Here is a 22,692-nt window from a genome sequence, read left to right as displayed (position 1 = left end):
CGGCCCTGGCGCCTTACCGATCCGCAGCCCGGGGCCCGGGTCTCACCGGCCGCCGAATTGGCCCGGCTCCTAGCCGCCGCGCGACCCAGGCGGCCGCCTAAATGCGGCCACTATTGCAATCGTGGTTAATTTTTCGTATATCTCGCGCAGATACGTGTAGTTCGGCGTGAACCAAGAATACCGAGAGAGCGCCTGCGCCCGCATCGCGGAACGAGCACAAGACGCACGACTACATCTCTCGGCCGCACCATCCGATCTACGCCGGATGTATTCTGAAACAATCCAGAGGCCACATCGTAAGTGTAGTTCCGGTGCCGATGATATCGGCGCCGGGGCGATGTTTTATTTGGTGGTGACTGTTGAATGCAAAGTGTCTCGCATCGACTACCAAGCGTCAAAGATAGGAACGAGGAGCAATCACACTAACGCTTTAGGGAGCAGTCATCATGGCAATCGTTCTGACAGACGACCAATACGTCACTCTCGACGAGTCGTCAGGGCTACAAAACAGTGGAACACCGGGGGCCAATGAGGACAACAACGACAGCGACATTGTATACACCGACCTGCCGGCAGCCTTTTCCACGCGCCTCTTCGATGCCGGCCAGCTCAGCCTGAGCAATGCATTTGCCCAGGCCAACGGCGCGGCACAGAACGACTTCATTTCACTCACCGACGGTTCAACCCTGACCGGGTTCGTCATGAGCAATGGCGACCCGTTGCTGGCCTATGATGCCGGCGTACCGACCGACCCGACCACCGGCGTCCTTGCAGACTTTACCACCGTCGATGGCGAGGCGATCTACCTCTTCGCCGACGTAGCCTCCGGCCTCGGCGCCTTCATGTTCCTCGGCGTCGATGAGAACGGCGACATCGTGCTCGCCGGCTACCTCGAGTCGGACGGAACGATCTCCACGGTCCAGTTCGAGGCCATCACCAACCCCGACAGTAGTAACCACGATGATCCGGTCGACCTCAGCGGGCTGCTCGACGTAGCCGGCAGCGGCACGATCGACTTCGATTTCGACGACCTGCCGTCCAGCAGCAACCTGTTTGCGACCCTGGGGCCATCCCCCGACGGTCCGGCAATCCTCATTTTCGGCGCCGATATTCATCTGAAGGGCACCGGAGCGCCGACCAACACCAGCGACATGATGTTCATGTCGCAGGCCGGCCCCCATGCCACCATCGGCATGAACAACCAGATGTTCAATCCCGGGGACGCGGCGTTCTTCGCGTACGTCAACGACGTCAACGCGGATTATCTGTCGGGCTGGGAGCCCAACGGTCTCACCGGAACCGAGGCCGATGATGCCGACAACGCCCTCTATACCGGCGGCACCCTGGACGTGAAGTCGGCCAAGTTCACGATTGCCCAAATCCAGGGCAACACCACTGGCAGCATGAAGCTCACGACCTATCTCGGCGCCGCCGACACGGCGCGTGATCTGCTGACCGGTCCGACGGATGGGGCCACTTCGCCGAACATCATCATGGTCAACGTCACCATCGCCGGCGTGACCACCTCATTCGACAGTGACTCCGATCCTGCCGTGAGCGGCTTCGACGTTTCGGGCCTGGGCACGGCCACGGTCACGCTCACCGGGGTCGATGATGGCTACGCCATCGAGTTCATAACCGACACGGATCACAACCGCGTCAAGATCGAAGGTACCGCCGGCAAGTTCGACATCGGCGGCTTTACCATCACCGAAGGCACCAGCAGCCACATGCCGGTCGGCGACCGGATCGTGTTCGAGGATGACGGCCCTACCGTTGGTGATGGCCAGGGCACTCCTGCCCTCACAGTCGACGACAGCGACTTCACCGCTGACGACTCCCTGAGCTATGCCAACCTCTTCGATGTCGACTTCGGCACTGACGGCGGCAAGGACAGCGACAACGACGGCACTGTCGACGACGATGCTGTCACCTACGCGCTGGGCATCAGCGGGGACGGCGATGACAGTGGTCTCGTCGACTCGTTGACCGGCGACGCGGTCCTCCTCCACGCGGACAACGGCGACGTAGTCGGCACCACCGCAACCGACGGCTTCGAGGTGTTCCGCATCTCTGTCGACCTCAACACCGGCGAGGTCACGCTCGACCAGAGCCGCGCAGTCGCCCACGACGACGCGGCCGACCCTGAGGAGGACGGAGCCGGCGAGCCCTCCAAGCTGGCTTCCGCCGACCTCATCACGCTGACCGCCACGGCCGCCGATGATGACGGCGACACCGGCGACCACACAGTCGGTATCGGCGACACCTTCAGCTTCGAGGACGACGGTCCGGCCATCGGCGATATCAGCAGCGACACCGTCGATTTCTCTATCGGCAGCTCCGTCAGCAACGTGCTCGGCGCCGTGCCGGGTAACGACGGCGCGAGCGTCAAGATCACCGATTTCACTCCGAGCTTCGATTTTGGTTTCACCACGGTGGTCGGCGTGCAGGAGGACGACCAGACTGTCGTCTACTACGAGAACACGAACGGCAACGGGACCATCGGTGACGCCGGGGACACTGCATACTTCCAGCTGGCTCTGGATGACAGCGATACCGACCCCGCCAACTGGAACTACGTCTTCGACGTGTTGCACGACCCGAACGTGGTCAACATCGACTTCGACTTCGACAACCTGCCGTCCGGCGCCAACCTCTTTGGTGTCGTAGGCGAATCCGCGACCGATCCGGCGATCATCGTGTTCGGCAAGACTCCGGTCTTTAACTCCGCCGGCAACTACACCAACAAGAGCGATGTGATCCACACTTCGCAGGGCGGTACCGGAGCGACCATCGGTGTGAACAACCAGATGTTCGACGCCAAGGAAGCTGCGTACTTCGTCTACGTGGACGATCCGGTGGCCGACTACCTCTCCGGCGCACCGGGAGGCCTGACCTCGACCGAGGCGGACGATGCCGACAATGTCCAATACACGGGTGGCACCGTGGATGTGCATACCGCATCGATCACCGTCTCGCAGACTCAGGCCGGCCCCAAGGTCCTGGCCGGGATGAAGATCACGACATGGCTGGGTGATCCCGACCAGGGCCGTGACCTGCTGAACGATCCCACCAGCGGTGGTCCTTCGCCTGACATCATCCTGGTCCGCGTCTTCGTGCCGGGCCAGGCCAACCCCATCGTGTTCGACGCGGATGCCGATCCGGCCGTGATGGGCATCGATGTTTCGGGCCTGGGTACCGCGACCGCGACCGTGACTGGCCTCAAGAATGGCTACACGGTCGAGTGGACGACCGACGACTTCCACAACCGGGCCTTGATCGAGGCAACGGCGGGCAAGTTCGACGTTGGCAAGTTCGCCATCGCCGAGTCGACGACCGTTCCTGATGCGGAACTCAACTTCGAAGTCACGATCGAGGACTTCGACACCAACGGCGATACCGCGGTGGACAATTTCACCGTCGGCATCGACGGCGACCACGACGGCAACGTCATCGTCTGACGACAACCAAGCCTCGCCGGCCGGGAGATAACCCGGCCGGCGCCTTTTGCGGCAAGAGTCCTGCCAAGGCGGTTGTGCAATGCACAAGACCCTCTACCAGACCATCATCGAGCGGGTGAGGCGCCAGCTTCCCACGCTCATCCTCTTCAGTTGCCTCGCCAACCTCCTGCTTCTCGTCACGGTCTTCTACATGCTCCAGGTCTATGACCGGGTGCTGTCGACGGACTCGCTCGATACCCTCATCTGGCTGACGCTCGGCACTCTCGGGGCCATCATCGTCTACGGCCTCATAGAACACGCGCGGCGGCTGATGCTGACCCGCACCGGGGCTTGGATCAATCTCGAGCTGTCCGGCCCGGTGATCCGCCGGGCGATGGAGGCGCGCCTCGCCGGCGCCGGGCTCGAAGCGGGACCACGCGACGTCACGGACCTCCGCTCCTTCTTCGAGGGCGATGGACCGCTGGCGCTGCTCGACACGCCTTGGGCGCTCATCTTCATCGCCTTCATCTGGCAGCTCCATCCGGCACTGGGCCTCATCGCCATCGGCGGCGCGCTGGTGCTGTTCGGCCTCGCCGTCGGCAACGACATCGCGACGCGGCCGGCGCAGAAGCGTACGACCGCCGAGCTGCGCGCCAACCACGACGCCGCGCTCCGCTATATCGACGGCGGCGAGACGCTCGGGCCGCTCGGCATGGCCCAGCCGATCATCGAACGCTGGCAGGAGCGCGAGGCCGCCGCCAGCGATCGCCAGCAGCATCTGGCTGAGGGCACCGCGACAGTGGTCAGCATCTCGCGCGCCATTCGCATGTCGCTGCAGGTGCTGATCCTCGGCACCGGCGCCTACTATGTGATCCAGGGACAGCTGACCGGTGGCGCCATGATCGCCGCCTCGATCGTCCTCGCCCGAGCCCTCTCGCCGATCGAGCGCTCGATCAGCGCCTGGCGCCGGTTGCTCGCCGCCTTGACCGCGCATCGCAACCTCAAGGCGTTGTTCGAAGGATCGGCCGGAGACCTCGAGGCGGTTCAACTGCCCCGGCCGCTCGGCGGCCTCGCCGTCGAGACGGTGAGCTATGCGGCAGCGCAGTTGCGGCACGAGCCGATCCTCAACAACATCAACTTCAGCCTCGAGCCGGGCACCAGTTGCGCCATTGTCGGCCCGTCCGGCGCCGGCAAATCGACGCTCTGCCGCCTGCTGGTCGGCGCGGCACGGCCGAGCTACGGCCATGTACGCATCGACGGCGCGGACGTGTTCGGTTGGAATTCGGACGACCTGGGCCGCCACATCGGCTACCTGCCGCAGCAGGTCGAGCTGTTCCCAGGCACCATCGGCCAGAACATCGCCCGCTTCCATCTGCTCGATAGCGACAAGCTGGTCGAGGCGGCACAGTTGGCCGGCGTGCACCAGTTGATCCTGGGGCTGCCGGGCGGCTACGAGACCGATATCGGGACGCAGGGCAGCCGGATTTCGCAGGGCCAGCGCCAACGCATCGCACTTGCCCGCGCCGTCTACGGCGACCCTGCCGTGCTGGTGCTCGACGAGCCCAATTCCAACCTCGACAGCGACGGCGACCTCGCGCTGACCAAGGCGCTGGCCGAGCTGAAGCGCCGACGTCGCACGGTGGTGGTTGTCACCCACCGGCCGGTCGACCTGCAGGCCGTCGACCGGATCCTCATCATGCGCAATGGCAGCGTCGTCCGCTTCGCCGATCGCGATGAGGTGCTGCGGCCTGCCGCCGTTCCCGCCGAGGCTCAAGGTGCGCGGCGGCTTGCCGAGCCGACACGGAAGCTACCCCAGGCCTCTCCGTAGGAGGTGCTGCAATGTTTGAAAGTCCGACCAGGATCTGGCAGTTGACCCTCGAATGGTGGCAGCGCCAAGCCGTGCCCTTCATCGACCAGAGCTGGGCAGCCGTGCGGGACCTGGGCCTCTCCCCCGAGGGCGTCGCCACCGCTGGGGTGACGCTCGGCGTCCTCGGCTTGCTGCTCCTGATGCTCGGCACCCGCCGCCGCCGACCCAAGCCTCGGGTCGAGCTGGCCCGCGTGACGCGTGGTCCCCGGCTCCTCGGCTACATCGCGGCCCTGGCGCTGATCGGCGGCTTCGGCACCTGGGCCTATGGCGCCCGGCTCGCCAGCGCCGCCATCGCCCCCGGCGTTGTCAGCCCCGACGGCTACCGAAAGACCATCCAGCACCTCGAAGGCGGGATCGTCCGCACCATCCACGTCAGGGAAGGCGACATCGTCAACGCTGGCGATCCGCTGGTGACCCTCGACGACACGCAGGCCCTGGCACGCCGACAGGAACTACGGGCCCGATATATCGACCTGCGCGCGCTGGAGGCGCGCCTTCTCGCCGAGACGCTGGGGCGCGACGCGATCGTCGTTCCGTCCGAACTCCTCGCCATGCCAGAGGTCGACTACGCGCGGGCCATCGACGACCAGAAAGCCCTGTTCCTGAGCCGTCGCACCTCCCAGACCGGCCGCGAGCAGATCCTCGGCCAGCGCACCAAGCAGGTCGAAGAGCAGATCGCCGGGCTCACCGAAATGATCACCGCAGAAGAAGAGCAGATCAGCTTGCTGGAGCAGGAGGCCCAGAGCGTAAAGAAGCTCTACGACAAGGGCCTCGAGCGCTTGCCCCGCCTGCTCGAGTTGCAGCGCGAAGCGGCCAATGTTGAAGCTCAGCGCGCCGCCAACCGTGCGGCGATCGCCCAGAACCGGCAGCTCATCGGCGAAACCCAGATGCAGCTCCTGGCGCTGCGTGACGACATTGTCGAAAAGGCCAGCGAAGACCTCAGCACGGTCCGCGGCGAACTGGCGGAGCTTTCGAGCCAGCTTGCCTCCCGCGAGGACATCCTGGCGCGAACCGTCATCGTCGCTCCGATATCGGGCACGGTCATGCATGTGCGCGTCACGACGGTGTCCGGCGTCGTCAAATCGGGCGAGCCGATCCTCGAGATCGTGCCCGAAGGCTCCAAGCTCGTGATCGACGCGCGGCTTCGGCCCATCGATATCGACGCGGTCCATCCCGGCATGTCGGCGCGCGTGGTCCTGACTGCCTACCGGCAGCGCAACCTGCCCCAGATTCACGGCGTGCTGCGTTCGATCTCCGCCGATAGCCTGATCGATGAACGGTCCGGCGGCTCGTACTTCCTCGCCAAGGTCGAAGTCGATCGCGCCAGCCTCGAGGCCTTGGGCGCGGGCATCAAGATGCTCCCCGGCATGCCGGCTGAGATCATGCTGATGGGCGACGAGCAGACCTTGTTCGACTACCTCGTTGCCCCGATCACGGCATCGCTGGACCACAGCTTCAGGCAGTAGGCGGCGCGACGTGCTCCAGTTCCACCGCTAGCCGAGCAGTAGCGTGCGGATCTCGAAAGGTCCGAGGGTGAGCGCAAGCGTATGGACGTTGTCCGCCAGCTGCGCGCTGGGCGCTTCAAGCAGGTTCGCCTCGCGGACCTTTCGACCGGTGGCGCCGAAGTCGAGGGTCACGGCTTGCCTGCGGCCGCGCGTTTCGCACAGCCGGACCACGAAAGCGTTCCCATCCTCGGCTTTCTTCACCGCTTCGACAGAGACCCCGTCGCCGAGGACTTCGAACAGACTGACCGAATTCGGCGACAGCCCAGCGGCGGCGCCTGCGATCAGTTGCAGCGGCAGGTTGAAGGCCTCCGCCTCGTCGTGGACGGCGCCGCGGTCGCCGTCGTGGACGAACAGGGCGTAGCGGAAACGATGGAGGCCCTGGTCAGCGTCGGGCCACGGGAAAACCGGGGACTTCACCAGCGTCAGCCGCAGGATGTTGCCCTTGGCATCGTAGCCATACTTGCAGTCGTTGATGAGCGCGACGCCGAAGCCCGGCTCGGACATATCCACCCAACGCTGCATGCTGGTTTCGAAGCGGGCGACATCCCAGCTGGTGTTGCGATGCGTCGGGCGCGTCACGTGGCCGAACTGGATTTCGGCAGCGACGCTGTCGGTGCGGACGGCGAGCGGGAAGGCGGCCTTCAGCAGGGTCTGGTGCTCGTGCCAATCGACCATGCAGTCGATGTCGAGCCGCGCGGAATCGCGCTCGAGCGCCACGATCTGGACGATGCTCGAGCTTTCATAGCGCCACTCGAGGCGAATAGCGGCGCGATAGGGGCCGGTCTCGACCACTTCGGAGGAGACGAGCCGGTCGACCGGCCAGACCTTGTCCTCAAACGAGGCATCGATATCCCAGGCGTCGAAATCCACCGGGATATCCTGGTGGGCGAAGAGGGCGTTCGCCGCAGTTCCGGCCTCAATGGTCTCCCGGCCACTCTGCTTGTCGAACAGCGAAACAACGCGGCCCTGCGCGTCGAGTTCGACCCGAAGGCGGGCGTTTTCGAGCGAGGTTGGCGACACTGAGAGGCCGATGGTCTTGGGCAGCTCGACGGTAGCGGGGCTCAGCGCGACGGCTCGCCCGCCGAGCGGGGGCACAGCGTCGACGGGTGCTATGTGGGCGGCCGAGCCGTCGGCCAGCACGATCCGCTGCGCCGGGATAGCGGTTCCGTTTTCGACGACGCTCCGCATTCCCTCGGGGAGCGTCGCGTAGGCTGAGCGTCGCCGAGCCAGCAGGTTGAGCAGCAGATGTTCGCTCTCACCCGCGAGCGGCGCCGCCAACTCGCGCTTCAGTGTCTCCGCCTCGGCGAAGAACCGCGCATAGTCCCGGTCGCTGTCCTCATACACGGCGCCGATCGAGGAGCCGGGCAGGATGTCGTGGAACTGGTTCAGCAGCACGATCTGCCACAGCTCCCACAGCTTGGCCGTGGGGTAGGGCACGTCGCGCTCCATCGCCAGTACCGCCAGCAGCTCGAGCTCGCGCAGCGTCGTCTCCGCCAGCCGATTGTTGCGCTTGTTCTTGGCCACCGAGGTGAGCGTGCCCCGGTGATACTCGAGATAGAGCTCACCCACCCAGGTCGGGAACGCTGAGGGATCGGCGCTGAACTTGTCGCTCAGCCGGGCGAAGAACGGCCCCATCTTGTCGTGCTTGAGCCGCGGGCAGCCGGGGATGCCGCGCTCCATGCGCCGCACATTCTCCAGCATCGCCCGTGTCGGCCCGCCGCCGCCATCGCCGTGGCCATAGACGAGGAACAGCTCGTCCAGCGTCTCCTTCTGGCTGAACCGCTTCCACGTCCCCAGCACATGGCTCGGCACGAGGTCCGGGCAGTACGTCGTGTTGATGCCGTCGTATTCGTATTTCTGCGTCGTGAGGAAATAGGCCGGCACCCTGGTGCCGTCGATGCCCTGCCAGTGGAACGCCTCATAGGGCATGCGGTTGGTGTCGTTCCAGCTGAGCTTGTGGGTCACGAACATGTCGAGCCCGGCAAGGCTCATCAGCTGGGGTAGGGCGGCGCTGTAGCCGAACGTATCGGGTAGCCAGACGGTCCGCGGCGTCACCCCGAACTTCTGCTGATGATACCGCACGCCATGGAGGATATGTCGCACCAGCGCCTCGCCGCCGGTGATGTTGACGTCCGGCTCGAGCCACAGCGCGCCCTCGATCTCGAACTGGCCACCGTCGATCTTGCCGCGCATGCGCTCGAACAGCTCAGGATAGTCCTGTTCAAGGTAGTCGAGCAGCAGCCCCTGGTTGTACATGAACCGGTAATCCGGATACTCGTCCATCAGGCTCAGCGCCGTGGCAAAGCTCCGCGCCATCTTCTGCCGCGTCTCGCGCACCCGCCACAGCCAGGCGACGTCGATATGCGTGTGCCCGGTCGCGACGATGGTCGGCATCGCGTCCGCGTCCGCGTCGGCATAGATGCGATCGGCAATGACCTCCGCGGCCCCCAGGCTCGCGGCAAAGCGCGGCGCATCCCCCGGCCGCAGGTCGATCGCCTTCAGCGCTTCGTCGATGTGGTTCAGTATCCGCGTCCGCCGCGCATCGTCATGCTTCAGCAGCCGCGCCACATCGAGCGGTACCTTGAGGTCGAAGTAGAGCTTCTCGGCCAGCGGATCATGCGTCAGCAGCCGGCACGCGAACCCCAGTTGCCGCCGGTCCTCGATCGTCCCCGCCTCGATGACGATCTCGAACCTCTCGCCCGGCACCGCCACATCGGCCAGCCGGAACTCGCGGTGGTTTCCATCGGCCCCCTGCGCGATCTGCCCATTCACCCGCACCAGGCACTGCGGGTCGGATCGCCCCATCACCGAGCCGAACTGCGCCTCGATGCGGCAGAACACGCGTTGCCCCGCCGCCTCGGCGGGGATCGTGGCCGTCCCCGCAAACCAGTAGTAGCCGTCGGGCTCCCCCCAAACGAGATCGCGGTCGACCGGCGTCCAGCCGGCACGAGGCTCCGTCAGAGCGCGGGCCCGGTCACCGTTCTCCGCGCGGCGAAACCGCAGCGGCACCTCGGCATCAAGCGGCGTGAAGATGCGCTCGCGCAGCACGGCGAGCAAGCGGTCGTAGGTCGCGATCGAGCGCATATGGAGACGAGCTATTCCTTGGTGGCGCCGGACATCAGCCCGTTCATCAGTGTCTTCTGCAGCGCGATGAAAATCACCAGCATCGGCAGGATCGATAGCACGGTCATCGACAAGAGGCGCGGCCAGTTGATCGAGAACCGCCCGATGGAATTGGCGATCGCGAGCTGCACCGTCCATTGCTCTTGCTTCGCGACGATCAGGAACGGCCACAGATAATCGTTCCAGCGCCATACAAGGTTGAAGGCGAGCAGCGTACCGATCGCCGGAAGGCACAGCGGCACGACGATGCGCAGCAGGATCCGCCATTCCGGCGTGCCCTCGATGCGCGCCGCCTCGAGCAGGTTGTCCGGAATGCCGGTGATGTACTGCCGCATCAGGAACACGCCGGTCGGCGTCGCGGCCGGCGCAATGATCAGGCCCCACAGGGTGTTGAGCAGCCCCAGGTCGCGCAGCACCAGGAACACCGGGATCAGCACGATCTGCAGTGGCACCATCACGGCCGACATGATCACGAGGAAGATGACCGTGTCACCCTTGAAGCGGAATTTGGCGAGCGCATAGCCGGCCATCACGCTCATCGTCACCGAGAGTAAAGCCGAGCTGATCGAGACGATAGCCGAGTTGAGGAAATAGGTGCCGAAATTGGCCCGGCTGACCGTCTTCTGGAAGTTCTCGAGCGTCAGGTGTTCGGGCCAGAGCGAGGGCGGCCACTGGAAGATCTCGGCCTGCGGCTTCAGCGCCGACAGCAGCAGCCAGAGCGGCGGCAGGATGAACAGGACCAGCACGACGGCGAAGGCGGCGATCCGTCCGGGTGAGCGAAGCAGGGTCATCAGCGTCTCCGCGCCACGCGCAGTTGGATGATGGTCAGCACCATCAGGATGAGGAACAGCACGCCCGACTGGGCCGCCGCGATGCCGGCCTGATTGGGCTTCTTGAAAGCCGTCTCGTAGATGTTCTGGACCAGGAACACCGTGGCGCGACCCGGTCCCCCAGTCGTCAGCGAGACCACGATCTCGTAGACTTGGAAGGCTCCGATGACGCCCAGCACCACCACCACGACGACGGAGGGCTGGAGCAGCGGCAGCGTGATGTGGGTGAAGATCCGCCAGCGGCTGGTGCCGTCGATCGCGGCGGCCTCGTAGAGATCCCGGGGGATCGAGGTCAGGCCAGCGATCAGGATCATCATGTTGAAGCCGGCGCCGCCCCAAATCCAGGCCACGACGACCGCCGCCTGGGCCAGTTGGTCCTGTTCCAGCCACGGCACGGCCGGGACGCCGACGAGCGAGAGCCCATAATTGACGAGGCCGCTATTGCGCGCGAACAGCCAGGCCCAGATGACGCCGATGATCAGGCCCGAGATCATCGAGGGGAAGAACACGATGGTGCGAACCACCGAATTGAACCGCGACTGCGGTGCGAGCAGCATCGCCAGTGCAAGCGCCGCTGCCAGTTGCAGCGGCACGGCGACGACGACGAAGACCACGGTGCGCACCAGCGACAGGACGAAGTCCTTGTCGGTCATCAGTTGCAGGTAGTTGTCGAACCCCACGAAGACGGGGATCGATTCCGGCACTTGTTCCACGACCACCAGGCCGCGCCGGAACAGGCTCATCCACAGGCCCTGCACCAGTGGATAGAGCGTAAAGGCGAAAAGCAGGGCGACCGTCGGCAGCAGCAGCAGGTAGGGCCAGCTCGTGCGGCCAGCGAGGCGAAGCAGCCTCGTCGACATCGACATTGCCGGTCTGTTGAGCTGCGTCAGGTCGCCCGTGCTCATGTCGTTACTTCCCCGCCGTGATGGCAGCTTCAGCTGCTGCGTGGAGGCTGGCAACGGCTTCCTCTGGCGTCACCTGGCCAGCAACCACCTGGGTGACGCTGTTCTTGACGGCGTCCCAGACACCGGCCTGCATTTCAGGCCAGGCCTGGTCCGTCGCGGCATAGCGCGGCGAGCTGTCGAGCTCCACCTGGAAGTTCTTCACCGCCGCGGCGGCATCTTCGCTCGAGTAGGCAACTGCCGGCGCCAGCTTGTTGGCCGGGAGCAGGCCGAAGACCTTGGCGTATTCTGCCTGGACGTCCGGAGAGGTGATCCAGGTCACGAAAGCCGTGGCTTCGTCGAGGTGCTTGGAGGTGTTGAAGGCGACGAGGTAGTTGCCGCCCACGTTGGACGACGACACGGTGCCCTTGGGCGTCGGGCCAGCCTGCCACTTGAAGCTGGCGTTGTCATTGAAGCTGCCGATCTGCCAGCTACCCGACATATAGGCGACGGCCTGCTGGTTCACGAACATGTCGTAGGGCTTGTCCGAGCTCGAACCCGACCAGAGCCCCGGCGGCATGTAGTCCTCGGTGATCTTGACGAACTGCTTGAGCACGGTGACCCAGCTCGCATCATCCATCGCCACCTTGACCGGGGCGTCTTCCGAATAGATGTGGTTGCCGTACTGGAACTGGTACGTGAGGTAGCGGTGCGCCGACACGTCCCAGACCAGCGGGAAGCGGACGCCGGCCTTTTCGGAGACCTGCTTCAGCACCGGAAGCACCTCATCCCAGGTGGCGCCCTGCGCCGGCAGCGGGATGCCGGCCTTGGCGAAGGCATCGGCGTTGTAGAAGATGCCGACTGCGGTGACGTCGAGCGGTGCGGCGATCACCTTGTCGCCGAGCTTGGCGCCGTCGGCCCAGCCCTTGACGAACTGGTCGATCCATTCCTTGCCGTTCACCTCGGCCCAGTCGACGAGGAACGGGCGAACAACCGGCTCCATCGACGAGGTCAGCGACACGTCCGGCATGATGCCTGAAGCGGCATACTGCCGGAACTTTTCCGACATGCCGTCATAGGGCGTGATCTGCAGGTCGAAAGTCGTTTCGGGGTGCAGCTTGGTGTATTCGTCCAGCAGTCCGCGGAGCGCCTGCTCCTGCTCGTCGCCGTCGACATACCAGCCCAACTGCAGTTCGGAAGCGACGACCGGCGTTGCGATCGCCGTCGCCGCCACTAGGGCAAATGCGGCATTCCTAATGAAGCTCATGATGGTCCTCCTATTACTCCGTCCATGACGGGAGCGATTGACGCGGGCTCGTCCCCTTCTGCCAGGAGCTCATCGCGGTATTGTACAGCGATGTGCGCTGGCAGTCCGCTCCAGCCCTGGAGCAGCGATCCCCGCCCGAAAGGCGGCGAATAGTATTCAATGGCCCCCGGCCAGCCGCTCGCGAGGCAGGCCTCCCACCAGCGGGTGAGGGCGTATCGCGCGCCCTTCAGACCGAGGCGTAGGCGCTGCTCGGCGTAGAGACCGTCGAGGTAGGGCCAGTCCGAACCGTTGTGATAGCGGAAGGCGAAAGCGGATTTGGCGCGCACGTCCTTTGCCCGCTTGAACGGGGGATAGGCGCACAGCATGCCCCAGTCGCCATAGGGCTGCTCGGTGTTGTGGCGGCTCTCGAGGCGCTTGGCGACATCGGCAACCACCGTCCTCGCCTGCGCATCTGACACCGCGCGGTAGCGCAGCAGGGTCAGTGAATCGAGGGTCAGGTGGTCTTCGGCGAAGCCGTCGGAATTGACGAAATCGGCGTAGTTGCCAGCCGACTTCACCCAGAGGGCACTATCGATGTTGAGCCGTGCCAGCTCGGCCTGGAACCGCGCCGTTTCGGCGAGCACTGGATCGACCGTCTTGCCCAGCCGAACCACGGCGTCGAGCGCTCCGACCCACAGGCCGATATCGTAGGAGACGTACCCTTCGCGATAGACGTTGTCGGCCCAGTCGCGGTCGTGGTTGGGCTTCTTGGGGAGCCCGTCCGCTCCCGCGGCGCGGATATAGCGGTCGACGATGGATCGAACGGTGGTCCAGTGGCGCCGCGCCTCCTCAATATCGCCGGTCGCTGCGACGTAGTCGCCTAGGGTCAGGATGAAGAACAGTGGGCTGTCGAAGTGGTCGCTCCACCAGTCGCCCTGGCGGAGGTGCTCGCCCGCATAGACCTTGTCGCCGCGACGGAATTTGTCCCACGCGGCGGCTTGTGCCTGCCCCGAGAGAATGACGCCGCTCGGCGCCTCGCCATCGGGCTGGACGCCGACCGCCAGCAGGCGGAGCTGGTCGCGCACCGCTTCCGGCGCCAGCGTCAACAGCGGCTGCAGCGTCCAATAGCCGTCGCGATAGTACGTGCGGGCAGGGGCGCTGTAAGCCTGTCCGGCGGCGAGGCCGGCGAAGCGCCCGCGCTCGTCCTGCCGGATGCTGGAGAGGGCCGCGTGCGTGCCTTGGCTGACCATCGAGCGCAGTACGGGATCGGCCTCGGGCAAGCGATCGCAACGCCGCACATAGGCTTCGGCTTCGGCAACGACGGTTTCGATTGTCAGCCGCAGGGCAGCCTCGGCTTCGTCGCGGGAAGCGCCGACGCTCAGCACCAGATCGTTGCCGCGCTGATCGAGGATGAACGCGCCCCAGGCAAGCTCGGTGAACCGCAGGGAGCCTTTGCGGCTTGTCCGGGTGGCGACGTCCTTGGGGTCGACCGTATGCCACCAGGCCGCCCGTCTGGACGGGGCCGCCCGGACAACTGTCACGCCCCGGATCACCATCACCGGGGCGGATTGCGCAACATACACGCCGCCCGATCTACCGGTGACGCGGTTCGGTCCGTAGACGAAGGGCCCGGAAATGGCTGTGAAGCTCACGGTGCCCAGCGTGCCCGCGCCCCACAACGCTAGGGTGATCTTCCCGTCCGGTTCGCAATCGCCCTGCAGCCGCGGCGCCATGATCGGCAGCAGCACCGGCTCGGCGGAATCGATCAGGCCATCCGGCCGCGCCGTCATCACGTTGTTGCCGTGCTGATAGCGGGCCGAGATGGTCATGCCGCCGCTCCCCGGGTCGTACTGGTAGTGCCTTCGATGAGGCTGAGCCGCGCCTGGCGGCTGGCGAACTGGAGGGCTCCGACAACGCCGGCCCGGTCGCCCAATGCACTCGCGACGACCGCGCACGCCGTCGGCACCAGTTGCGCAGTGAGTTTACCGATTGCCTCGGCGAGGCCTGGACGGGCGCCGATGCCGCCGCCGACGACCACAATACCGGGGTCGAGCAAAGCGATCACCGTCGCGACACCCAGCGCGATGTTGCGGATAGTGTCGGCGACGACTGCCGATGCGGCTTCGTCGCCCTGCTCGGCACGATCGAAGATGTCGCGTACCTCGAGGTCGCTACCCGTGGCATTGGCGTAGGCATTGCGGATACCGTCCGTGTCAACCGCGGCCTCATAGGCGCCGCCAGGATGCAGGCGGGCTGCTGAAAACGGGTCGGCGCCGAAGGGGAGGAGAGCGATTTCTCCGGCGCCGCCCGAGTTGCCGTGCAGCAAGTGGCCATCGACGATGAGGCCCATGCCGACACCGGTGCCGAGAGCGAGGAACGCCAGGGAGTGCGTTCCCCGATCGCGGCCACGGCCTGCCGTGTACTCGCCGAAGGCCGACAGGTTGCCGTCATTGTCGACGCTGACCGGCAGGCTCAGCATCTTGCCGAGCGTCTCGGCAAGCGGCGTGTTGCGGTCGAAATTGACATTGGGGGACAGCGCAACGCCGCCATCGGGCGCGACGATCCCCGGCACGCCGACGGCGACGTGCTCGATTGTCTCGAGCGCGATACCTGCGCGCGCTGCAAGGCCGCGGGCCATGTCCGCCATCTGGGCGAGCGTGCTGTCCTTGGCGTGGTTGGCGGTAGGCTCGTCGAATTCAGCGAGGATTTCGCCTGCGGCGTTGCCGATCGCGCCTCTGAGCTTGGTGCCGCCGAGGTCCAGGCCGATCACCGCACCCCGCCGGCCGGACACGGCAAGCTCGCTGCCCCGCGTTTCGATCCAGCCCGCGGCGCGCATCAGGCGCAGCGCGTCGGCTCCAGTGGCGATCCCATCCAGCACCGACGCCTGGGGCGCGCCGGCCCTGAGCCGGGCGGCCACCGCATCGATAGCGTCCATGAGCTGCTGGTCGGACATACAGGCGCCAATTGTTCGTTAACATGACGAATGAATGACGATACGTTCTGTTTGTCAAGCGGGTGGAACGTTCATTCTACGGTCGGAATTGCGCGTTCATGCGAAAGACTGGCAGAAGTTCATGATCTAACGCTGGACTTTTGCCGGACTTGGGCGCGTCGAAGACGCCGATTTCCATGGGTGCGCGCGGCTTGCGCTGGAGAGCGTGGGGGTGGTGCGGTGCTGACTTGACAGGTTGGGCGAATGTCCGCAGTTAGGTCGGTGACTTAACAAATTTGGACGGGCTTTCCGGTGGACGATCTGGTCGCACCAACCCGGGTGCTTCGGCAGTTATCGGTACAGGCGGTGATGGACGTGCTGTTGCGCGAGGGCTCCGCCTCGCGGGCCGGACTGTCGCGCACCACCGGCCTCTCCAAGCAGACCATGTCGGAAGTGATCCGGGTGCTCACCGAGCGCGGCTGGGTCAGGGAGAGCGGCATGATTTCGGGCGGCGTCGGCCGCTCGGCGGTGCGCTATGAGGTCGACGCGGCAGCGGGGTGTGTCCTCGGGATAGACCTCGGCTCGAGCACCATCCGCGCCACGGTCGCCAACATCGCGGGCGCCATCGTCCTCGACAGCGAAGTGCCGGCCGACCCGGCCGGCGGCATGCGGCTGATCGAACAGATCGGCGCGCTCAAGACCTCGATTCTTGCGCAGGCCGGGCTGCCGGCGAGCAAGCTGCTACACGCCACGGTCGCCATTCCCGGCGTCATGGATCCGGCCTCGGGGCGGCTGAGTCTCGCGCCCAATCTCGATGACATGGGCACCATCGACGTCGCCTCTTCGATCCGGCAAGCGCTTGATTGTAAAGTTACATTCGAGAACGACGTGAATGCCGGCGCGATCGGCGAGTACTGGGAAACGCACCAGCCGAGCGAGGGCTATTTCGGCTTCATCTCGATCGGCACCGGCGTCGGCCTGGGCATCCTGGTGGACGGCAAGCTGCTGCGCGGCGCCGCCCAGGCGGCGGGCGAAGTAGGCTACCTGCCGCTCGGCTCCGACCCCTTCGCGCCGCTCAGCGTCGAGCGCGGGGCGCTCGAGAATGCGCTCGGCGCCGCCGGTATTTCCGGGCGCTACCACCTCGCCGGCGGCCCGGCCGGCACCCCGGTTCGCGACATCTTCGACCGCTACAACGAGGGCCAGCGCGCCGCGATCGTCACCGTCGAGGAGTCGGCCCGCCTCGCGGCGCTGCTGGTCGCCACGGTGACGGCGGTGATCGATCCGGCCAAGATCGTGATGGGCGGCAATATCGGCGGCCGCCCCGAGCTGGTCGAGCTGATCCGCAAGATCCTCCCCACCTGCACGCGCCACCCGGTCCCTATCGAATGCGGCCGCCTCGGTCCCCGCGCCACGGTCGTCGGCGCTGCCGCAATCGCGCTCGGCGAACTCCACAACTCCCTCTTCAGCCCCCGCGAGCTCCCCAACAAGCGCGACGTCCCCGCCGGCCGCCGCTGACTGGAAATCCATGCCTTCGACCGGTCGGGAACAGCGCAAAAGTACAGCGCTAGGCCATGAACTTCTGCCAATGTGGTCGATGCGCGGCACACGATCGACGGAGTTTGTTCGTCATATTGACGAATGAAGCAATCGTCCGCAGTATGGGTTCCCAGCAGCCGTGAAGCTTCACGGGAGAGACGGAGCGGGTAGATGGCATCACTGCAACTGGTGGGCGTGACCAAGGATTTCGGCGACGCCAAGGTCATCAAGGGCGTCGACCTCGATGTGGCGGACGGCGAGTTTGTCGTTTTCGTGGGGCCGTCGGGCTGCGGGAAATCGACGCTGCTGCGGATGATTTCGGGGCTCGAAAAGACCACCGGCGGACAGATTGTCATCGGCGGGCGCGATGTCGCGGCGCTGTCGCCGGCCGAGCGTGGCATCGCCATGGTGTTCCAGTCCTATGCGCTGTACCCGCACATGACGGTGGCCAAGAACCTGAGCTTCGGGCTCGAGAACGAAAGGCTGCCCAAGGCCGAGATCGATGCCAAGGTGCTGGAGGCGGCCCGCATCCTCGCGATGGAGCCTTACCTCGATCGGCGGCCGAAGGAGCTGTCGGGCGGCCAGCGACAGCGCGTCGCCATCGGCCGCGCCATCGTGCGCGACCCCGACGTGTTCCTGTTCGATGAGCCGCTGAGCAATCTCGACGCAGCGCTGCGCGTCCAGACCCGCGCGGAGATCAGCCGCCTGCACAAGCGGCTCGGCGCGACCATGATCTACGTGACGCACGACCAGATCGAAGCGATGACCATGGCGGACCGCATCGCGGTGCTGAATGGCGGCAAGCTCGAACAGTTCGGCAACCCGGTTGAGCTGTTCCGCCGGCCGGCAAACAAGTTCGTCGCGACCTTCATCGGCTCGCCGCGGATGAACGTCTATCCGGGCGTGCTGACCAGCCGTAACGAACGCGGCGCGGTGGTGACCGTGCCCGGTCTCGGGGCGGTGGAACTGGCGGTCGATGCCGGCTCGCTGGCGCCAGGGGCGGCGATCGAGCTTGGGATTCGCCCCCAGCATCTGCGGTTCGTGGGCGAGGGCACGGATGTGACCTTCGTGGTCGACTACGCCGAGAGCATCGGCACCGAGACCTATGTGTACGGCAAGCTCGAAGGCACCGAGACGGAGACGATCTTCCACGTGCCCGAGCACAAGGCGTTCGAGCCGGGACAGCGGGTACCGCTCAAGGCGCCGGCCGAGTTCGTGCATGTGTTCGATGGGGCGACTGGGCTGGTGCTTAAGCCGCTGGAGTGAGGGCGCGATGCCGCGGCTTGCCTTCTCCCCTTGTGGGAGAAGGTGGCGCGAAGCGCCGGATGAGGGGTCCCGCAGCGCTTGCGTTGCGCGATCGGAGCGAAGCGACGAGCGACAGAGTTCGCGGAGAGATGCCCCTCATCCGCCCTTCGGGCACCTTCTCCCACAAGGGGAGAAGGTAGGCCAGTGGGTGAAGAAATCTTATAAGTAGCTGAAAATACATACTTATCTCTGGACAGTCGTATGACCCTCATCCCCGCCTCCACCTCCGACCAGACCGTGCTCATCCAGTCCGCCATCGACGCACTCGCCGCGGAGGGCGGGGGCAGGGTGGTGCTCGAGGCGGGGGAGCATTCGTGCGGGGCGCTGCGGCTGCGTGACCGGATCGGCCTGCACCTCGAAGCAGGATCGGTATTGCGGTTGGCGCCGGACTACGACGCGATGGCAGGCAACGTGGTGAGCGTCATCGCCGAGGGTTCGGATCGCGGGCTGATCGTCGCCCAGGGCGCCACCGGCATCGCGATCACCGGCGAGGGCGAAATCGCGGCGCCCGGGCGGGCCTATATCGCGGGTGACGACCCGGAGGTGGGCACCTGGATCCCGGCCAAACTCCGGCCGCGGGTGCTGGTGCTGGAGGACTGCAGCGACGTCGAGATCTCCGGCGTCACGATCACGGATTCGCCGATGTGGACGATGCACCTCGTCGCCTGCCGCGATGTGCGGGTGACGCGCGTGCGGGTTGAGAACGACCGGCGGCTGCCCAACACCGACGGGCTGGTCATCGACAGCTGCCATGACGTGCTGGTCGAGGGGGTAGAGATCTCCACCGCCGATGACGGCGTGTGCCTGAAGACCACCCGCCGCGCGGCAGGCATCGGCACTTGCAGCAACGTCACCGTGCGCAATTGCCGGGTCTCGAGCCAGAGCTGCGCCCTCAAGATCGGTACCGAGAGTTTCGGCGATGTCACCGGCATCGTGTTCGAGGACTGCACGGTGGTCGATTCCAACCGGGCGCTTGGGATCTTCTCCCGCGACGGCGGCCGGATCAGCGACGTGCGCTTCTCGCGCATCGCGCTCGAGTGCCACGAGACACCGGACGGCTTCTGGGGCTCGGGCGAGGCGCTGACCGTTACGGTGGTCACCCGCCGGCCGGAACTGCCGGCGGGCGCGGTTTCCGGTCTCGTCGTCGAGGACATTTCGGGCACGATGGAAGGGGCGATCAACCTCGTCTCGACGGTTGCCGGTGGGATCAACGACGTGCGGCTCAGCCGCATCGCCATTGCCCAACGCCTCGGCACGCTCGGCACCGCCCGCCGCTACGACCTGAGGCCCACCCCGGCCGACCTCGCCCCATCAGCCACCGCCTCGGGCCGCGCCAATGCCTGGACCAAGGGCGCGGACGGCGTGGTGATCGGCCTCGTCGACTACCCCGGCGGTTTGCCTGGGGTGTTCGCTTCGGGGGTGGACGGGTTGTCGCTGGACGATGTGGTGGTTGAGCGGGTTATCTGAGGGAGCCGTGGAGCGACCCGCATGACTTGACGCTGGTAAGCTCAGTCGGCGTCACGATCCCCTTGGGGTAGCAGCGATAAACGCGTCGAGTTCGGCCCGCGTCCCAGCGCCTTCCATCGGCCCCCGAACGGTCACATTGCGAGCTCCGGCCGCGCAGGCGTAGGTCAGGGCTTTCTCAGGCCCCATACCCAGGCGGCGGCAGGCCACATAGGCACCGCCAAAGCAGTCGCCCGCACCAGTAGGGTCAACCTCGGTCACCTCGAATGCCGCGGCGTCTAGGCGGGATCCGTCCCGGCTGAAGCAGGTGGCCCCGTCCACCCCACGCTTCAGCACAACCTCTCCGACGCCGAGGTCGAAAAGGCGCTGCAGCGCCGCCGCTTCGCCGGCGACACCGGCCGCGCGCTCGAGTTCATCACCGCTCGGCAGGAGGAGGTCTGCCCTTGCCACGAGTTCGGTGAACTGGCGTTCAATCCGCGCGTCTGGCCGCAGTTCCTTGCGAAGATTGGGGTCGACCGACAGCGTTCCACCCCTCGCCTTGATGATATCGACAGCTCGGTCAATGACGCTGCAGGCGCTCGGCATCGAGAGGGCTGTGCCCATGACGTGAATGTGGCCAGCGCGGCGGACAAGGGCATCGACCGCGTCATCCCAGCCGAACCTGGACGCAGCCGAGTTGGCGATGTTGTAGACAAAATCCCGCTCGCCGCTCGCACGGTAGCGAACAAATGCACTGCCCGTCGGGTACTCGTGATCGATGGCTACCGCGGACACATCGACTCCGTCCATCCGCAGCCGGTCCAGGTTAACTCGACCGAAGTCGTCGTCGCCGACAGCGCCAATCATGGCGGCGCGGCCGCCGAGGCGCCCGCACTGATCAATGAAGATCGCCGGCGCTCCGCTTGGATAGGGACCTACCAGCGGTTGTGCTGCCAGGAACCCCTCGCCGACGGTCGTCGCAACGATCTCGACCAGGATCTCGCCGGCGCAGACGGTCGGACCCAGTTCGTCCGGTGACAAGACGGCGTTCTGCATTCGGTAGCTACCCGCAGTTGGTGCGTTCGGCGAAGAGGACGCCAGGTGATTTAGGGGAAGCGATCAGTACCACGCGTAGGCTTCGCTGGGGCAGATGCGACGGTAAGACCGCAGCGGTCGTCCGCTTTGCGCCAGAAGGGGGCGGCTCCTTCGCCTTCGCCCTTTGTGCAAACCAAAGGATATGCGTTAATCGGCAGGCAAGAGCAGCTGTCCCGTGACAGGCCCCTGAGGACTATCGATGGGCAGCGACAATACATCGCTTGATGCCGGATCGGCCAATGTCGCCGATGTATTCCGGCTTCCTCATTTTCTCGCATTCTGGTCAGCGGAAACGGTCTCGGGCTTCGGTAGCTACGTGACCACTCTCGCGATCCAGACAACAATTGTATTGCTGCTCGGCGGCACGGCGACGGATGTTGGCCTCGTAACGATGGCCGGGCTGTTGCCGAACCTGTTCCTCGGCCCGATGGCGGGGGCTGTCGTCGACCGCTTCCGGCGGCTTCAGGTTCTCATTGTCACCGATATCGCAAGCGGCCTGGTCCTTTGCCTCCTGCCGCTGCTGTGGATCATCGGCGGCCTCAGCACGCCCGCGCTGATGGCGATCATGTTCGTGTCCAACGTCCTGACCATATTGAACCGGGCCGCGAGCCAGTCGGTGCTGCCAAGGCTGGTCCCCAGGCGCTACCTGCTCGCGGCGAACGCCCGCATCGACCAGGGGGCCACCGTTGCGCAGACGTCGGGCAGTTTTGTTGCCGGCGGGCTGATTGCGCTCCTTGGCGCTCCGCTGGCCGTCCTCGTCGACGCCGCGTCCTACTTCGGGTCCGCTGCCGCGATCGCAACCATTCGCCTCGACGAGCCGCCGCAGAGGCCGAACGGCCCCTTGCGCACCCTGCACACCGAGGTCAGCGAGGCCGTCCGCTGGATGTACGGACACAAGGTGCTGGGGCCGCTGGCGCTATCGACCCATGTCTGGTTCTTCGCCAACGGACTGGTGGGCACGGCATTGGTCGCCTACACGCTGCAGGCGCTGCACCTCGGCCCCTTCTGGCTCGGATTCATCTATGCTGCTGCCGGGGTGGCAGGCTTGATAGGCAGCCTCGTGGCAGTGAGGGTGGGCCGATGGCTCGGTGAAGGTTTGACGGTCATCGCCTGTCGCGCACTGGCCTGCCTCGCATGGATACCTGTGGCGCTCCTGCCGGATCAGTCGACGTTGTGGTTGTCGGTTGCGGTGCTGGCGCTTGGACAGGCGCTGTTCGGCCTGAGCATAGGGGTGGAGAACGCGAGCGAGGCGAGCATCTGGCAACGCGCCATGCCCGACCTCCTGCAGGCGCGTGTGGTTGCCACCAGGCGCTCCGTGAACCGCGCCATGATCGTCTTTGGCGCTCCCGCTGGTGGCCTCCTCGCCGATATGACTGGCTTTGGCGTCGCATTCTGGGTCGGCATCGCGGCCTTTGCCGCTGCCGTGGGCGCACTCGCGCTGGTCGGCTTCCAGGACGTCCGGGAGGCCTAGCAGACGCTCCAGCTATTC

14 protein-coding genes are annotated in these 22,692 nt (G+C 65.6%); 7 read left to right on the top strand and 7 right to left on the bottom strand.

The features are described from left to right. Positions 1 to 446: 446 nt before the first annotated feature. The 3 genes from AC1DV8_RS06220 (at position 447) to AC1DV8_RS06210 (ending at position 6,773) form a co-directional block, all read left to right on the top strand. Positions 447 to 3,461: a DUF5801 repeats-in-toxin domain-containing protein gene (locus AC1DV8_RS06220; protein WP_477156854.1), complete on the top strand. Its 3,015-nt coding sequence runs from the start codon at positions 447 to 449 to the stop codon at positions 3,459 to 3,461. 79 nt (positions 3,462 to 3,540) lie between these two features. After that, positions 3,541 to 5,268 carry a type I secretion system permease/ATPase gene (locus tag AC1DV8_RS06215; RefSeq protein ID WP_477156853.1) on the top strand — a complete coding sequence of 576 codons (1,728 nt, stop codon included), beginning with the start codon at positions 3,541 to 3,543 and terminating at the stop codon, positions 5,266 to 5,268. A gap of 11 nt (positions 5,269 to 5,279) precedes the next feature. Further along, positions 5,280 to 6,773 (top strand): HlyD family type I secretion periplasmic adaptor subunit, encoded by a 1,494-nt coding sequence (locus AC1DV8_RS06210; protein ID WP_477156852.1) that lies wholly within the window; start codon positions 5,280 to 5,282, stop codon positions 6,771 to 6,773. Between the two features lie 27 nt (positions 6,774 to 6,800). Here the strand turns inward: AC1DV8_RS06210 and AC1DV8_RS06205 are convergent, their stop codons facing one another. The 6 genes from AC1DV8_RS06205 to AC1DV8_RS06180 are packed head-to-tail and all read right to left on the bottom strand — an operon-like array spanning position 6,801 to position 15,845. Next, positions 6,801 to 9,896, bottom strand: a complete 3,096-nt coding sequence (locus AC1DV8_RS06205; protein ID WP_477156851.1) for an alpha-mannosidase — start codon at positions 9,894 to 9,896, stop codon at positions 6,801 to 6,803. Positions 9,897 to 9,907: 11 nt separating this feature from the next. Next, complete coding sequence (locus AC1DV8_RS06200) at positions 9,908 to 10,726, bottom strand: carbohydrate ABC transporter permease (RefSeq protein WP_477156850.1); 819 nt, start codon at positions 10,724 to 10,726, stop codon at positions 9,908 to 9,910. Then, a complete protein-coding gene (locus AC1DV8_RS06195; RefSeq protein ID WP_477150887.1) occupies positions 10,726 to 11,670 on the bottom strand; it encodes a carbohydrate ABC transporter permease in 945 nt (314 codons plus the stop codon). Before AC1DV8_RS06195 ends, AC1DV8_RS06200 begins: the two co-directional genes overlap by 1 nt. Positions 11,671 to 11,674: 4 nt before the next feature. Continuing rightward, positions 11,675 to 12,913 carry an ABC transporter substrate-binding protein gene (locus AC1DV8_RS06190; RefSeq protein WP_477156849.1) on the bottom strand — a complete coding sequence of 413 codons (1,239 nt, stop codon included), beginning with the start codon at positions 12,911 to 12,913 and terminating at the stop codon, positions 11,675 to 11,677. After that, positions 12,910 to 14,721, bottom strand: a complete 1,812-nt coding sequence (locus AC1DV8_RS06185) for an amylo-alpha-1,6-glucosidase (RefSeq protein ID WP_477156848.1) — start codon at positions 14,719 to 14,721, stop codon at positions 12,910 to 12,912. The genes AC1DV8_RS06190 and AC1DV8_RS06185 overlap by 4 nt, the downstream gene beginning before the upstream one ends. After that, positions 14,718 to 15,845, bottom strand: a complete 1,128-nt coding sequence (locus tag AC1DV8_RS06180) for an ROK family protein (RefSeq protein WP_477156847.1) — start codon at positions 15,843 to 15,845, stop codon at positions 14,718 to 14,720. The genes AC1DV8_RS06185 and AC1DV8_RS06180 overlap by 4 nt, the downstream gene beginning before the upstream one ends. Before the next feature lie 291 nt (positions 15,846 to 16,136). On the opposite strand from AC1DV8_RS06180, the gene AC1DV8_RS06175 reads away from it, so the two are divergent. From AC1DV8_RS06175 to pglB, 3 genes are all read left to right on the top strand, one after another. Continuing rightward, a complete protein-coding gene (locus tag AC1DV8_RS06175; RefSeq protein ID WP_477156846.1) occupies positions 16,137 to 17,339 on the top strand; it encodes an ROK family transcriptional regulator in 1,203 nt (400 codons plus the stop codon). Positions 17,340 to 17,531: 192 nt separating this feature from the next. Further along, positions 17,532 to 18,626 carry an ABC transporter ATP-binding protein gene (locus AC1DV8_RS06170; protein WP_477156845.1) on the top strand — a complete coding sequence of 365 codons (1,095 nt, stop codon included), beginning with the start codon at positions 17,532 to 17,534 and terminating at the stop codon, positions 18,624 to 18,626. Positions 18,627 to 18,866: 240 nt separating this feature from the next. Continuing rightward, entirely contained in the window at positions 18,867 to 20,132 is a 1,266-nt protein-coding gene (gene pglB, locus AC1DV8_RS06165) for a polygalacturonase PglB (protein ID WP_477156844.1), read from the top strand. 51 nt (positions 20,133 to 20,183) lie between these two features. Here pglB and AC1DV8_RS06160 read toward each other — a convergent pair whose 3' ends face one another. Further along, complete coding sequence (locus AC1DV8_RS06160; protein ID WP_477156843.1) at positions 20,184 to 21,164, bottom strand: tagatose kinase; 981 nt, start codon at positions 21,162 to 21,164, stop codon at positions 20,184 to 20,186. 238 nt (positions 21,165 to 21,402) lie between these two features. Between AC1DV8_RS06160 and AC1DV8_RS06155 the strand changes: the two genes are divergently transcribed. Then, complete coding sequence (locus AC1DV8_RS06155; RefSeq protein WP_477156842.1) at positions 21,403 to 22,674, top strand: MFS transporter; 1,272 nt, start codon at positions 21,403 to 21,405, stop codon at positions 22,672 to 22,674. The last annotated feature ends 18 nt before the right edge of the window (positions 22,675 to 22,692 follow it).

Source organism: Devosia sp. P3_B2 (assembly GCF_056402875.1).
Note: the sequence above shows the minus strand (reverse complement) of the source record. Positions and strands in the feature narration are given on the sequence as shown.

Coding starts and splice junctions, on each gene's coding strand:
- AC1DV8_RS06185 (WP_477156848.1), bottom strand. CDS start 14,721: ATGACCATCTCGGCCCGCTATCAGCACGGCAACAACGTGATGACGGCG.
- AC1DV8_RS06200 (WP_477156850.1), bottom strand. CDS start 10,726: ATGACCCTGCTTCGCTCACCCGGACGGATCGCCGCCTTCGCCGTCGTG.
- AC1DV8_RS06205 (WP_477156851.1), bottom strand. CDS start 9,896: ATGCGCTCGATCGCGACCTACGACCGCTTGCTCGCCGTGCTGCGCGAG.
- AC1DV8_RS06215 (WP_477156853.1), top strand. CDS start 3,541: ATGCACAAGACCCTCTACCAGACCATCATCGAGCGGGTGAGGCGCCAG.
- AC1DV8_RS06195 (WP_477150887.1), bottom strand. CDS start 11,670: ATGAGCACGGGCGACCTGACGCAGCTCAACAGACCGGCAATGTCGATG.
- pglB (WP_477156844.1), top strand. CDS start 18,867: ATGACCCTCATCCCCGCCTCCACCTCCGACCAGACCGTGCTCATCCAG.
- AC1DV8_RS06210 (WP_477156852.1), top strand. CDS start 5,280: ATGTTTGAAAGTCCGACCAGGATCTGGCAGTTGACCCTCGAATGGTGG.
- AC1DV8_RS06180 (WP_477156847.1), bottom strand. CDS start 15,845: ATGTCCGACCAGCAGCTCATGGACGCTATCGATGCGGTGGCCGCCCGG.
- AC1DV8_RS06170 (WP_477156845.1), top strand. CDS start 17,532: ATGGCATCACTGCAACTGGTGGGCGTGACCAAGGATTTCGGCGACGCC.
- AC1DV8_RS06160 (WP_477156843.1), bottom strand. CDS start 21,164: ATGCAGAACGCCGTCTTGTCACCGGACGAACTGGGTCCGACCGTCTGC.
- AC1DV8_RS06155 (WP_477156842.1), top strand. CDS start 21,403: ATGGGCAGCGACAATACATCGCTTGATGCCGGATCGGCCAATGTCGCC.
- AC1DV8_RS06190 (WP_477156849.1), bottom strand. CDS start 12,913: ATGAGCTTCATTAGGAATGCCGCATTTGCCCTAGTGGCGGCGACGGCG.
- AC1DV8_RS06220 (WP_477156854.1), top strand. CDS start 447: ATGGCAATCGTTCTGACAGACGACCAATACGTCACTCTCGACGAGTCG.